Raw genomic sequence first — 12,830 nt, 5'->3', positions numbered from 1 at the left:
AGGAAGGAAGATGCATAACGAATACATGCGTTTGGCGATCGCAGAAGCCAAAAAAGGGCGTTACCAAACCTTTACCAATCCGCTAGTGGGCGCTGTGATCGTCAAAGAGCAACGGGTCATTGCTAAAGGGGCTCATTTAGTCTATGGGCAGCCCCATGCGGAACGAAACGCCATCGAACAATGCCATTCCTCCGAAGACCTAATCAATTCGACTTTATACGTGACGTTAGAACCTTGCAACCATCAAGGAAAACAGCCGCCTTGCACCCAGCTGATCATCGACAGCGGCATCAAAAAGGTAGTCATCGGCCAGTTAGACCCTAACCCGATCGTGGCTGGACAAGGCAAGCGCTTTTTAGAAGAACAGGGCATCGACGTGTTGGTGGGCATCGAAGAAACAGCGGTGCGCCGGTTGAATCCACACTATAATTTTTACCATCAGCATCAGCGACCTTACGTGGCGTTGAAGCAAGCGATCACTTTAGATGGTCGAATCGCTCATGATGCGTTGACCCGCAGTGCGATCACTGGTTCAGCGGTTTGGCAAAACGTCCATCAAGAACGTGGGGACTATCAAGGAATCTTAGTGGGCAGTCAGACGGTGTTGACGGATGATCCCACGTTATTGACCACGGTTGAAACCAGCTTTCCGCCGATTCGCATCGTGTTAGACCGTCGGGGGCGAACGCTGTCGCAACCCCATTTGGCACTGTTTGTCGATGATTCGGCACCTGTGTGGATTTTTACGCAGCAGACAACTGTCAGTGATTTGCCAGCTCATGTGTCAGTGATCCAGCTGGAAGAGTTGACAATTGTTTCATTGCTGAAAGAGCTTGCCGCACGACAGGTCCAATCGCTTTACGTAGAAGGAGGCGCTGCGATCCATGATGCCTTTTTAGCCAGCGGACTGTGGCAAGAAAGCATTACCTATGTGGCGCCAAAGTTTCTTGGGGGCAATAGTCTCGCAAGTTTTACCAGTGAGCGTACCCCGAAACAGCTGCAGCAGCTAACAGAGGTGACGGTGACTGCAGTTGGGGAAGATGTTTGCATCCGAGGAAGGAGACCAGAGGAATGTTCACAGGATTGATTCAGGAAAAAGGCCGCATCAAAGAGATCCGCAAGCAAAGCCGCACGATCCAGCTAACTTGCAGTGCGTCCGAAGGATTACTGGCGGATTACCAGATCGGAGACAGTATGGCGATCAACGGGACGTGTTTGACGGCGATCGCCAAACAAGCGACGACGTTTACGGTGGATATCATGCCAGAAACCTTTCAACGAACGACCTTTAAACAACTCTCGGTAGGTGCCGAAGTCAATTTGGAGCGAGCGATGGCGGCAACGCAGCGTTTTGAAGGCCACTTTGTCGCTGGCCACATTGATGTAACGACCCGTTTGATCCAGAAAAAGCAGTTGGAAAATGCCTTGATCTTGACGTTTGCTTATCCTGTCAGTGTGCAAGGGGAAATCATTCCGCAAGGGTCGATTGCGATCAATGGCGTCAGTTTGACGGTTACCCAGACGACGGCACAGGCATTTTCCGTTAGCTTGATCCCCCATTCCAAAGACCAGACGACGCTGGGGCAGTTGAAACAAGGGGAGTGGGTCAATATCGAGACGGATATGATCGGGAAATATGTCAAATACCAACGAAAATGAAAGAAGGCAGACGATGCATAAAGTAGAACAAGCAGTGGAATGGTTAAAAAAAGGCGGCTTAGTGATTGTCGCCGATGATGAAAATCGGGAATCAGAAGGAGATTTGATTGGGATCGCTGAATACGCAACGCCAGAAGCCGTCAATTTTATGGCGACTTATGGCCGCGGCTTGATCTGTGCACCCATCTCACAAGCGATCGCTGAAAAGCTGGCATTGCCTGAGATGACCGCCAATAATACGGATGCCTTTGGCACCGCGTTTACCATCAGTGTCGATCACGTGACGACGAGTACGGGAATTTCTGCGAAAGACCGGGCAGTGACGATTGAAAAGTTGGCTGATCCTGCGTCACAAGCTGCGGATTTTTATCGCCCTGGTCATATCTTCCCTTTGACCGCTCAACCTGGCGGCGTGTTGGAACGCAGAGGACATACAGAAGCGGCTGTGGATTTAGCAAAGCTTGCTGGCAGCGTGGAAGTAGCCTACATTTGTGAGATTTTAAATGAAGATGGCACGATGGCTCGGGTCCCAGAATTGAAAAAATTAGCAGAAAAATGGCAGCTGCCGTTTTTGACCATTGATGAGTTGGCGGAATATCTACGAGGAACCACGCCTATCACGGTGGATCTGCCAACGGCTTATGGGGCGTTCCAATTGACCTTATTTGAAGATGAGTTCGGCAATGAACACCTTTTACTAGCCAAAGGCGAGATTCAACATACTACCGAGCCGCTGTTACTACGGATCCATTCAGAGTGTTTAACAGGCGACGTCTTCGGCTCTCATCGCTGTGATTGCGGCGAACAGCTACAAGAAGCGATGCGGCAGATCGAAGCAAAAGGCCGCGGTGCGATTTTGTATCTACGCCAAGAAGGCCGCGGTATTGGCTTGCGGAACAAGCTCCGTGCCTATCAGCTGCAGGAACAAGGCATGGATACTTATGAAGCAAATATTGCATTAGGGTTTGCAGCAGATGCCCGTCATTACACGTTTGCCGCCGATGTTTTACGTTCCTTAGAAGTGCAGGAGATTCAACTGATGACCAACAACCCTGACAAAGTGAAGGAATTAGAAAACTTAGGGATCAAGGTCGCAGAACGAGTACCGCTGGAGATGCCTGCGCATAAAGAAAACAGCAGCTATTTGAAAACGAAGAAAGAAAAGTTTCACCATTACCTATCTATTTAATCAACCAAAGGAGAATGAGCGATGACAGTATTTGAAGGAACGTTTCAGGGAGAGGCAGTCAAAGTAGGGATCGTAGTCTCACGATTCAACGAGTTTATCACTTCCAAGTTAGTGGAAGGCGCCAAAGACAATTTGTTGCGTCATGGAGTCAAAGCAGAAAACATCGACGTGTATTGGGTACCAGGTGCATATGAAATTCCGTATATTATCAAACAAATCGTTGACCACAAACAATACGATGGGATCGTGACATTAGGTGCCTTGATTCGCGGAGCAACGACCCACTATGAATTGATCTCAAATGAAGTGGCGAAAGGCGTAGCCCAAATTGGTCTGAATGCCGACATTCCGATCATGTTTGGTGTGTTGACGACTGAAACGATCGAACAAGCCATTGAACGGGCGGGAACCAAAGCTGGCAACAAAGGCAGCGAAGCCGCTCAAGGTCTTTTGGAGATGATTTCGTTGAATCAGCAAATCCTTGGCAACGTATAGGTTTCACGTTCGAACAAAGGGAAGCTAGCAAGAACAAGCCTGCCTGAGCATAGGCATCAGACTGGAGACAGACTTCGTACAAAATGAAGTCTGTCTTTTTTTCATCATTAAAAAAACACTGGATTATTATGCCAAAGGATTCGCTTCTTCACGGGTACCGTGTTTTCGATCGGTCAATGAAGAGGAAAACGCCCAATCAATCACGAACATTAGAATAACTCTTATTTAAGGAAATTTTCAGAAAATTATTTACATTTCACAAAAGGTTCCTTATAATGACTCTATTCATTGAGAGTGATTCTCATTTGCAAATAGATGTCAAAGCAGCACATGGCTTTGGCGCTTTTCATGAGAAGAACTGTTATAAGCGAAAAAACGCACAGATGCTTCTTTTATGATGGCGGCGAGGCAACAGTCAAGGTTGTTTTTGCTGTGAAATCAGGAGGGAGTCGTGCTGAATAAAGGAGAATCACATGTCGGTAGGGTTGATTAAATCAAATCGTTGGATGGTTTCGACAATCATTTGCTGTGTTTTAGTTGTCGCCATTCTCTTATCTGCAGGAGTTGCTTTGGCAAACGGTCAAGCCAATATCACCCTTGGCGAAGTTTACCAAATTCTCTTCTATAAAATCAGCCATGGATTGGTTGGTGATCTTTCAGGCATTTCAGACGCAAACATCAATATCGTCTGGTTTGTTCGGGCACCGCGGGTCTTGCTGTCTATTTTTGTAGGCATGGGGTTAGCGATCAGCGGGGCAGTGATGCAGGCAGTGGTCCAAAATCCGCTGGCAGATCCCTATATCTTAGGAATCTCTTCTGGCGCATCCTTAGGGGCGACCTTCGCCATCTTAGTCGGTTTTGGCGGCTCGGCGCTAGTCTTGCAACTGGGCTTATCGTTTGGTGCCTTTGCAGGAGCGGGGATTGCGACCATTTTGGTGTTGCTGCTTGCCAGTATCGGTGGGAAAATGACTTCCACAAAACTTGTGCTGTCGGGGACGATCGTCAGTGCCTTATGCAGCTCTGTTTCAAACTTGATCATCTATCTGGCTAGCAATGCAGAAGGGATGAAGACTGTGGCGTTTTGGTCGATGGGCAGCTTAGCCTCGGCTTCTTGGAACAAATTAGGCTTTATCGTGGTTCTGGTTTCTTTGATCACGCTGTTCTTCCTGACGCAATACCGTGTTTTGAATACGCTTTTGCTGGGAGATGAAGTTGCTTCCACCTTAGGGGTCAAGCTGACTTTCTATCGTCGTTTTTACATGCTGCTAGCAGCGCTATTAACCAGTATCATCGTTGCGAATTCTGGTATGATCGGCTTTGTCGGCTTGATCATTCCTCATATCGTACGTGGAGTCAGCGGGTCGGATCATCGCCTGTTGATGCCTTTGACCGCTTTGACAGGCGCGTTGTTTTTGATTTGGGCGGATGTGATCGCCCGCTCGACCCTGCAAGGAGTCGAACTGCCGATCGGGATCATTACAGCGCTGATCGGTGCACCGATCTTTATCTATATCATTGTCAAACGGCAATACAACTTTGGGGGGTGACGGAATGAAATTAGCAGTTGAAAAGCTCAATCTGACGATCGGGGATCAGCAGATACTAAAAGACATCTCCGTCCAAACCGCACAGGGGCAATTTGTCGGCTTGATTGGGTCCAACGGCAGCGGCAAATCTACATTGTTAAAAGCTATCTACAAAACGTTGAAACCTGACAGCGGCGACATTTATTTGGGTGAGATGAATATTTTGAAAAGTTCCGAAAAAAAAGTCGCCCAGCAAGTCAGCGTCGTCAGTCAGTTCAATGAGTTGAGCTTTGATTTAACAGTAGAACAGATGGTGCTTTTAGGCCGCACACCCCACAAGGGTTTGTTGGAACAAGACACCAAAGCCGATCATGAGCTGGTCACTGAAGCCTTAGCCAAAACAGGGTTAAGTGCCTACAGAAAACGCAGCTACCTCTCATTATCAGGAGGCGAAAAACAGCGGGTCGTCCTTGCTCGTGCCATCACCCAAGAACCGAAATTTATGATTCTCGATGAGCCGACCAATCATTTGGATATCCGTTACCAGCTGGAAATCTTAGAAACCGTCAAGCATCTGAAGATTGGCTTGTTGGCGGCGCTGCACAATTTGGAACAAGCAGCTAACTATTGCGACATCATCTATGCCTTAAAAGATGGTCGGGTCGTAGGGTATGGCGAACCAGAAACGTTGCTGACAGAAGAACTGATCGAAGAAATCTATGGCGTGAAATGCAGTATTTACCATCATCCGATCACAGGCGGATTAGGGTTTCATTATTATTTTGAAAAGGAGCAAACAGATGAATAAATGGGGAAAAATGATTGGGATAGGATTGGCAGTCTTTACATTAAGCGCTTGCGGCAATACGAAGGATGAAGGAACTTCGGCTTCTTCCTCACAGGCAGAAAGTACGTATCCCTTAACCATCAGCAACTACACCAAAGCAGAAGGCGGTACGCAGTGGACTGCCAAGGACCAAACCTTTAATGAGGCACCGAAAAAAGTCGTAGCCAACACACGACCAGCAGCGGAATTGCTGCTGCATCTCGGCCTCAAGGATCAGATTGCGGGTGTCGGTGCAACCTTTGGTGCCGCCGATGAGGAAGTTGCTGCCGATTACGCAGAACTAAACGACCTGGGCAGCGACTATATCAGTAAAGAAACGGCGCTCAGTGTGGATCCGGATTTGATTTTTGGCCGCGGGGGACTTTTCGATAATCAAGATTGGGGCGTCGGCACCGTTGATTCCTTGAACGAGATGGGCATTCCGACTTACGTCCAAGAAACCTCTGTCACTGGTGCAACATTTGATTCCGTTTATCAAGACATTGAAAACCTTGGTAAGCTCTTCAATGTCCCTGAGTCAGCCGCTGCTTTTGAAAAAGAATTAAAGGATCGCCAGAGTGCCTTGGAAGAAAAAGTAGCAGACAAAGAAGAGCAAACCTTTGCCCATCTCTTTATGTCTGATCCAAGTGTGGTCAGTGTCTATGCCGCTCAAGATGAGTCTTTTTTCAACAGCAACTTTGACATGATCAAACTGAACAATGTGTTTCAAGACTATTCAGGAGAAGTCAGTGTCGAAACCTTGATCGAAACGGATCCCGATGTCTTGATCGTCGGCGACTGGTCAACAATCGAAGGCAGTGTTTCTGGTCAAGAAATCATTGAAGGCTTGTACAAAAATGACAAACTCTCCAGCATGAAAGCCATCAAAAACAAACAAGTCTACAGCATGGACTACAATTATCTCTTTGGATATGGCTACCAAGCCTTGACTGGATTGGAAGAACTGGTAGAGCAAATGGCACAATAAACACCTCCTGTTGCATAAAAAGGAGAACCAACTTTTTATATAATAGAAGAAAACCAACGTTTCACTGGCCGATCGACCACAGAAACGTTGGTTTTCTGTATTTAAGAAAAGCAACCTTTGCCGCTGCCCGTTCCGCAACAAGTAGCCCGTTAGCTGTTTTTTTCTGTCATATGGTTCATTTGATAGCGAGACAATAGCTTCTCTTTGTGTTTTTGCATGATCGTTTCTAGAGAAATATCGTATTTATCGGCGAGAATAAATAAGTTATCCAGTACATCGCCCAATTCTTCCGTCAGGTTTGCCAGTTTTTCTTCTGGCAAGCCTTCTTGTTCATCGGGACGGTCACGACCGATCTCCAATGTTCGAATGGCACGGCTCACTTCCCCGACTTCTTCTGCTAAAAAATTCGCCCGAATAAACGGATCGTACTGATACCAGTTGCGGGCTTTGTAGAAGTCACTGATAAATCGTTGATACTCCTCAATGTTCATAAATTTTTTTCCATCCTTTCGCAGAACCTTTATCAGAATCATGATATACTATTTCAAAATGATTGAGAAGGATGTTGGAGAGTTTTATGAAAATTGCAGTCTATTGTGGTGCCAGTGTCGGTAATGAACCTAGTTTTGCAACAGCCGCCCAAGAATTGGGGCAGTGGATCGCCTCACGGCAAAATACACTGGTTTATGGCGGCGGAAAAGCAGGCTTGATGGGCGTATTGGCAGATGCTGTCTTAGAAAATGGCGGTCAGGTGATCGGGGTGATCCCAACCTTTTTAAAAGATCGGGAACTAGCACATCCTGGGTTGACCGAACTCCATGTCGTCGAGACGATGTCAGAAAGAAAACGAAAAATGTTCGAATTATCTCAGGCCTTTGTCGCACTGCCAGGCGGTCCTGGTACGCTGGAAGAAATCACGGAGATGATCTCGTGGTCAAGAATCGGTCAAAACCCGAATCCGTGTGCTTTTTATGATGTGAACAACTTTTACCTCGCAACGAGAGCTTTGTATGACAATATGGTGGAAAATGAATTCTTAACACAAGCCGATCGCGAAAAAATCGGCTTTGCACAAACAACCCAGGAGCTTGAAGCTTTTATTCAAGAATACGAACCGCCAGTTATTCGGCAATATTAATAAGCAATCGGTTAAATCCTATCATAGTTCTCTAGTTTAATGAATGAGGAGGAGAGAAGTAATGCTAGAATGACAAGATTATTTTGAATCCCATATTTTGGAAAGAGGAAAAGAGTATTATTTAAGCGGTTGTGTGGCGCGACTGAGAGCGGATGATCAGCTTATTCTGGCCGAAGTATTCGGCACAGAGCTTTATGAAGTAGAAATTGCGCTAAAACAGGGCAAGGTCGTGGAGGAATTTTGTAATTGTCCTCACTTTGCGGCTGGTTTTAATTGCAAACATCTTGCGGCTGTTTTATTCGCCTATACGAGAGCGAAAGAAAAGAATAAGCCGCTGACTCCCCCAAAACGTAAAGGACGCCGTGAGGTCTATCAGAAGCTGGTGGATCAGCTGGATGAAGCAGATATGCGGCAGATTTTACTCAGTTTGATGGTTGACGATACTTCTGTAGCCCTTTTTGTGAAGAACGTTGTATCGGATAGCGAAGATGATTTCGCTGAGGAGGAAGAAGTAGAAGCTTGGGATGACTGGGATGAAGAAGAGGAAGATTGGGAAGAAGAATGGGAGGATGACTGGGAGGCTTAAAAGAAATTTCGTACTAGGTCTTATACGCGTATCTTGCTCTTTTGCTTCTTTGACGCATTCTTAGTATAATGGGGTTTGTTTTGCAAGTGGGGTCATAAAAGAAGATCCTTGGACAAAGAAATGGAGCGTAAATCATGACAACAAATTTTTGGGCTGAATTGCCGAAGCCTTTTTTTATCCTAGCACCAATGGAAGATGTCACCGATGTCGTTTTTCGGCATGTCGTTCAAGCTGCCGGCGCACCAGATGTTTTCTTTACGGAATTTACCAACTCCGATAGTTACTGCCATCCAGAAGGACGCGACAGTGTGCGGGGACGTTTAGTCTTCACCGAAGATGAGCAACCGATGGTGGCCCACATTTGGGGCGATAAGCCAGAGTATTTCCGTGAGATGAGTATCGGCTTAGCGGAGATGGGCTTTAAAGGGATCGACTTAAATATGGGCTGCCCAGTGCCGAACGTTGCTGGACGAGGCAAAGGCAGCGGCTTGATCTTGCGACCAGAAGTTGCTGCTGAGCTGATCCAAGCAGCCAAAGATGGCGGTCTGCCGGTCAGTGTCAAGACTCGTCTGGGCTATACCGAACTAGGAGAAATGGAAGCTTGGTTGACCCATGTCCTGCAACAGGATATCGCCAACCTTTCGATCCATTTGCGAACCCGCAAAGAAATGAGCAAGGTCGATGCCCATTGGGAATTGATTCCTGAAGTGGTTGCCTTGCGGGATAGAATCGCCCCACAAACGAAGCTGACAATCAACGGCGATATCCCTGATCGTACCAAAGGTTTAGAGCTAGCAGAAAAATATGGCGTAGACGGAATCATGATCGGTCGGGGTATTTTCAAGAATCCCTATGCCTTTGAAAAAGAACCGAAAGAGCATACCTCAGAAGAGCTATTAGGCTTGTTGCAGCTGCAATTAGACTTGCAGGACCATTACGCCAAAATGGTGCCGCGCTCGATCGCAGGATTGCATCGTTTCTTTAAAATCTATGTCAAAGGCTTCCCTGGAGCCAGTGATTTGCGGGCAAAATTGATGAATACGAAATCAACGGATGAAGTTCGGCAACTGCTGGCAGAGTTTGCTGAGAAAAAGAACCACGAGGAAAGTATTGAAGCGTAAGTTTCAATGCTTTTTTGTTTTTGGTTGCTGTACCCGCTCGCATTGTCAATCCTTTCTTGACAATAGATAGGTACCTATGTAAAATGGAGAGCGGACTTTTAACTAGGTACCTATCTAAATAGTGAAGAGGCGAAAGGAGCTGAAGGTCGATGGTTTCCGAACAAGAAATCGTGGAACGATTGTTTGAAGTGTATAAATTAAATCGGCGGTATGCGGAACAAAAATATGGGCGTTTTATGCCAGGTCGGGGACAGTTCAATTGCCTACTGGTATTGGACGAAAAAGGCACGTTGACCCAAAAAGATCTCGCCGCGTATTTAGCGATTCGCTCGACATCCACTGGCGAACTACTAAAAAAACTGGCTGAAAAAGGGCTGATCCAAAAAGAAGTCGATCCGAAAGATAAACGCAGCCATCTGATTTCGCTGACGGAAGCAGGCAAGGAAGAGGCACAGCGAATGAAAGAAAAACGCAGCAAGGCGCACCAAGAAATGCTGACCTATTTGACGGCAGAAGAAAAACAAGCCTTTGGTCAAGCCTTAGCAAAAATCGAACAGTTTTATCTTGAGAAGGAGGCGGACGTTGATTGAGTGAAACAGTCCAACGAACGGAACGTCAGCGGACGCTGATTTTTATTAATTTAATGATTACATGTATTGCCGTATCCATGTTGGCGACCGCCTTGACGACGGCTTTACCCGCCATCGTCACTGACCTGCAGATTTCCGTCACTACGGGACAATGGCTGACTAGCGGTTATTCCTTGGCGATGGCGATCGTTATGCCCTTGACGGCATATCTTATGAATCGTGTGCCAACCAAAAAGCTGTATCTCGCTGCCTTAGGAATTGCGTTGGTGGGCTTGCTGCTTTGTGCTGCAGCTCCCAATTTTCTAGTCATGATGCTTGCTCGTATTTTGCAGGCCGTAGGCAATGGAATCTTGACCGCAATGGCGCAAGTGATCCTCTTATCGATCTATCCGATCAATCGTATTGGTGTCGTGATGGGCTGGTATGGACTATCGATCACCGCGGCACCCGTGATCGCACCGACTCTTGCTGGGGTGATCGTGGACCGCTTGAACTGGCATGCGATTTTTTATATCGTTGCCGTGATTGTTTTGATTTCACTGATTTGGGCCATAAAGGTTTTTGATGATGTGTTGCCAGTAAGCAACAGCAAATTTGATCAGACCTCTTTTGTTTTGAGTGCCTTCGCCTTTGGTGGGATTACTTTAGGCTTTGGCAATATCGGCAGCTATGGCTTTTTCAGCTTACCCGTTTTAGGAACCTTAGGGCTCGGTTTGGTAGCAGGGATCTTCTTTGTCTTCCGTCAGTTAAGAGCGGAAACTCCATTTTTGGATCTGCGGGTCTTAAAAACAAAAGAGTATGCCATCAGTGTCTTTGGCAGTATCATGCTTTACTTGGTCTTGATGGGTTCGGCGATGCTGATGCCGCTTTACGTGCAGTCGATTTTAGGCAAATCAGCGACGATCTCGGGATTAGTCGTTTTGCCAGGTTCTCTGGTCTCGGCTTTTTTAAGTCCCGTGGCTGGGCGAATCTATGACAAAGTCGGCATCCGTTTGTTGACGCTTTTTGGCGGCGGCTCACTGGTCTTGAGCAACATCGGCATGTATTTTATCCATATGCACACGGGTATTTGGGTAGCAGTGGTTTTGAACATGCTGCGCTGTGCCGCCACAGGTTGTTTGTTGATGCCCTTCGTGACATGGGGAAATAAAAATATTCCGCCGCAGCTGACGGCGCATGGAACAGCGTTATTGACTTCTTTGCGAACGGTGGCAGGCGCCATCGGGACAGCATTATTTGTCGGGATCATGAATAGTGTGGCGCAAAAAAGCACGACCTTAACAGGAACAAGTGCACTGCTTCATGGGATGAATGTTTCTTTCTTATTGATGACGATCGCTTCTGGACTGCTGTTTGCAACGGGGCTATTCTTGATTCGTGATCAGAAGCCAGAAGCCGTTTGGCTAGAAGGGGCAGAAGAACCACTGGAATAAAGAGGGGCACCTTTCTTTGAAGGGTGCTTTTCTTGATTTATTTCATGAAACTCTATGAAAAACCAAAAAATTCGATATAATAAGATAACTTATGGTTTAGGAGGAGTATTTTTTTTCATTAAAGGCTTGCTTTAATGGAAAAAAATCAGGGAGAAAATGAAGAATAAAGGCGTTTATTTTGGGTTGTCTGCCTATGTCTTGTGGGGCTTGGTCACACTATATTGGAAAATAATCGTTGGGGTTTCGCCATTAGCAACGATGTGCTACCGAATCGTGTGGTCCTTTGTTTTTATGGTGTTGTTTATCGTGCTTTCTGGGAAGAAAACGCAATTTTTACAAGAAGCGCGTCTGCTGTGGAAGAACAAAGCATTTGCTGGACTGATCGTTTTAGCTTCTGTGCTGATCTCCATCAACTGGTTCACCTTTATCTTCGCGGTGAGTGCGGGCCACGTGATGCAAGCCAGCTTAGGCTATTACATCAATCCGCTAGTCAATGTCTTGTTAGCGACCGTTTTTTTGAAGGAACGCCTTAGTCGTACTGGCATGCTGGCGTGTCTGCTGGCAAGTATCGGGGTGATCTTATTATCGATCCAAACAGGAACGATTCCTTATGCCTCACTGATCATGGCCTTTTCCTTTAGTACGTATGGCTTGATCAAAAAAAGAATCCCCATTAGTTCGGTTACTGGGTTAACGATCGAAACGATGGTGATTTTCCCCTTTGCCCTCGTGTATATTTTAGGATTTTCAACCGTCGGCTTTATGAATTATCCCTTGCAAACCAATCTCTTATTGATGGGTGCTGGGATCGTGACGGCTATTCCGCTGCTGCTGTTTGCGGAAGCCGCGAAAAATGTTTCTTACATTACGCTTGGGTTTATTCAATACGTCAACCCGACGATCATGCTTTTGTTAGCCATCTTTTTGTTTCACGAAACCTATTCACTGGCCCAATTTTCCGCCTTTGCGTTTATTTGGCTGGGGATCGCTGTCTTCACCTATGGTACGTTAGGAACGGCGATGAAAGAGCGGCGCATGGGACAGCAAAGAAAGCAACTCTGATAGATCAGGAATGGCTGCAGCTGGGCCGTTCCTTTTTTTATTAAAAAACAAAACATTTTAGGTAGTGAAGGATGTTGCAAGGAGAACGCTTCAATGGTATAACAAAGGAAAAACCCGTTGTAGAAATTCTGCTTGAAAAGGGTTGCATCTGCCACAGGGGTGTGTTATTATTCTTTCAGTTACAAGGATTGTTACTGTTCGGCAGGCAAAACCAGAA

At 46.4% G+C, this 12,830-nt stretch carries 14 protein-coding genes; 13 read left to right on the top strand and 1 reads right to left on the bottom strand.

Annotated features, from left to right (window positions below; genetic code table 11):
* Positions 1-10: 10 nt before the first annotated feature.
* The 7 genes from ribD (at position 11) to QN079_RS15610 (ending at position 6,683) form a co-directional block, all read left to right on the top strand.
* Positions 11-1,087 (top strand): bifunctional diaminohydroxyphosphoribosylaminopyrimidine deaminase/5-amino-6-(5-phosphoribosylamino)uracil reductase RibD, encoded by a 1,077-nt coding sequence (gene ribD / locus QN079_RS15640; RefSeq protein ID WP_289230082.1) that lies wholly within the window; start codon positions 11-13, stop codon positions 1,085-1,087.
* The gene (locus QN079_RS15635; protein WP_005230617.1) at positions 1,072-1,659 is read left to right on the top strand and encodes a riboflavin synthase; all 588 of its coding nucleotides are present in this window, start codon (positions 1,072-1,074) and stop codon (positions 1,657-1,659) included. The genes ribD and QN079_RS15635 overlap by 16 nt, the downstream gene beginning before the upstream one ends.
* A complete protein-coding gene (gene ribB / locus QN079_RS15630; RefSeq protein ID WP_502875139.1) occupies positions 1,637-2,848 on the top strand; it encodes a 3,4-dihydroxy-2-butanone-4-phosphate synthase in 1,212 nt (403 codons plus the stop codon). The genes QN079_RS15635 and ribB overlap by 23 nt, the downstream gene beginning before the upstream one ends.
* Before the next feature lie 21 nt (positions 2,849-2,869).
* Positions 2,870-3,343, top strand: coding sequence for a 6,7-dimethyl-8-ribityllumazine synthase (gene ribH / locus QN079_RS15625; protein ID WP_289230080.1), 474 nt, complete (start codon positions 2,870-2,872; stop codon positions 3,341-3,343).
* A 473-nt stretch (positions 3,344-3,816) separates the two neighbouring features.
* Entirely contained in the window at positions 3,817-4,890 is a 1,074-nt protein-coding gene (locus tag QN079_RS15620; RefSeq protein ID WP_005233272.1) for a FecCD family ABC transporter permease, read from the top strand.
* 4 nt (positions 4,891-4,894) lie between these two features.
* On the top strand, positions 4,895-5,677 hold the full coding sequence (locus QN079_RS15615) for an ABC transporter ATP-binding protein (RefSeq protein WP_010748955.1): 783 nt from the start codon (positions 4,895-4,897) through the stop codon (positions 5,675-5,677).
* Positions 5,670-6,683, top strand: coding sequence for an ABC transporter substrate-binding protein (locus QN079_RS15610; protein WP_213357417.1), 1,014 nt, complete (start codon positions 5,670-5,672; stop codon positions 6,681-6,683). The genes QN079_RS15615 and QN079_RS15610 overlap by 8 nt, the downstream gene beginning before the upstream one ends.
* A 149-nt stretch (positions 6,684-6,832) precedes the next feature.
* On the opposite strand, the gene QN079_RS15605 is transcribed toward QN079_RS15610, so the two are convergent.
* The gene (locus QN079_RS15605) at positions 6,833-7,174 is read right to left on the bottom strand and encodes a MazG nucleotide pyrophosphohydrolase domain-containing protein (protein WP_005230638.1); all 342 of its coding nucleotides are present in this window, start codon (positions 7,172-7,174) and stop codon (positions 6,833-6,835) included.
* A gap of 86 nt (positions 7,175-7,260) precedes the next feature.
* Between QN079_RS15605 and QN079_RS15600 the strand changes: the two genes are divergently transcribed.
* The 6 genes from QN079_RS15600 to rarD all read left to right on the top strand — a co-directional run bounded on the left by QN079_RS15600 (position 7,261) and on the right by rarD (position 12,613).
* On the top strand, positions 7,261-7,821 hold the full coding sequence (locus QN079_RS15600; protein ID WP_289230079.1) for an LOG family protein: 561 nt from the start codon (positions 7,261-7,263) through the stop codon (positions 7,819-7,821).
* A 97-nt stretch (positions 7,822-7,918) separates the two neighbouring features.
* Positions 7,919-8,407 carry an SWIM zinc finger family protein gene (locus tag QN079_RS15595; protein ID WP_289230078.1) on the top strand — a complete coding sequence of 163 codons (489 nt, stop codon included), beginning with the start codon at positions 7,919-7,921 and terminating at the stop codon, positions 8,405-8,407.
* A gap of 134 nt (positions 8,408-8,541) precedes the next feature.
* Positions 8,542-9,528, top strand: coding sequence for a tRNA dihydrouridine synthase (locus tag QN079_RS15590; RefSeq protein WP_289230077.1), 987 nt, complete (start codon positions 8,542-8,544; stop codon positions 9,526-9,528).
* Between the two features lie 149 nt (positions 9,529-9,677).
* The gene (locus tag QN079_RS15585; RefSeq protein WP_005230651.1) at positions 9,678-10,118 is read left to right on the top strand and encodes a MarR family winged helix-turn-helix transcriptional regulator; all 441 of its coding nucleotides are present in this window, start codon (positions 9,678-9,680) and stop codon (positions 10,116-10,118) included.
* A complete protein-coding gene (locus QN079_RS15580; RefSeq protein WP_236550388.1) occupies positions 10,115-11,551 on the top strand; it encodes an MDR family MFS transporter in 1,437 nt (478 codons plus the stop codon). Before QN079_RS15585 ends, QN079_RS15580 begins: the two co-directional genes overlap by 4 nt.
* Positions 11,552-11,707: 156 nt before the next feature.
* Complete coding sequence (gene rarD / locus QN079_RS15575) at positions 11,708-12,613, top strand: EamA family transporter RarD (protein WP_005230654.1); 906 nt, start codon at positions 11,708-11,710, stop codon at positions 12,611-12,613.
* Positions 12,614-12,830: the final 217 nt, after the last annotated feature.

It is taken from the genome of Enterococcus sp. FZMF (genome assembly GCF_030263915.1).
In the GTDB taxonomy this organism is placed as follows: Bacteria; Bacillota; Bacilli; order Lactobacillales; family Enterococcaceae; genus Enterococcus_D; species Enterococcus_D casseliflavus.
This window is presented reverse-complemented; position numbering and strand designations above follow the sequence as displayed.

Bases quoted from the DNA above. Each gene is read 5' to 3' on its own strand.
- rarD (WP_005230654.1), top strand. From the start codon at position 11,708: ATGAAGAATAAAGGCGTTTATTTTGGGTTGTCTGCCTATGTCTTGTGG.
- ribD (WP_289230082.1), top strand. From the start codon at position 11: ATGCATAACGAATACATGCGTTTGGCGATCGCAGAAGCCAAAAAAGGG.
- QN079_RS15605 (WP_005230638.1), bottom strand. From the start codon at position 7,174: ATGAACATTGAGGAGTATCAACGATTTATCAGTGACTTCTACAAAGCC.
- QN079_RS15620 (WP_005233272.1), top strand. From the start codon at position 3,817: ATGTCGGTAGGGTTGATTAAATCAAATCGTTGGATGGTTTCGACAATC.
- ribB (WP_502875139.1), top strand. From the start codon at position 1,637: ATGTCAAATACCAACGAAAATGAAAGAAGGCAGACGATGCATAAAGTA.
- QN079_RS15600 (WP_289230079.1), top strand. From the start codon at position 7,261: ATGAAAATTGCAGTCTATTGTGGTGCCAGTGTCGGTAATGAACCTAGT.
- ribH (WP_289230080.1), top strand. From the start codon at position 2,870: ATGACAGTATTTGAAGGAACGTTTCAGGGAGAGGCAGTCAAAGTAGGG.
- QN079_RS15590 (WP_289230077.1), top strand. From the start codon at position 8,542: ATGACAACAAATTTTTGGGCTGAATTGCCGAAGCCTTTTTTTATCCTA.
- QN079_RS15615 (WP_010748955.1), top strand. From the start codon at position 4,895: ATGAAATTAGCAGTTGAAAAGCTCAATCTGACGATCGGGGATCAGCAG.
- QN079_RS15635 (WP_005230617.1), top strand. From the start codon at position 1,072: ATGTTCACAGGATTGATTCAGGAAAAAGGCCGCATCAAAGAGATCCGC.
- QN079_RS15610 (WP_213357417.1), top strand. From the start codon at position 5,670: ATGAATAAATGGGGAAAAATGATTGGGATAGGATTGGCAGTCTTTACA.
- QN079_RS15585 (WP_005230651.1), top strand. From the start codon at position 9,678: ATGGTTTCCGAACAAGAAATCGTGGAACGATTGTTTGAAGTGTATAAA.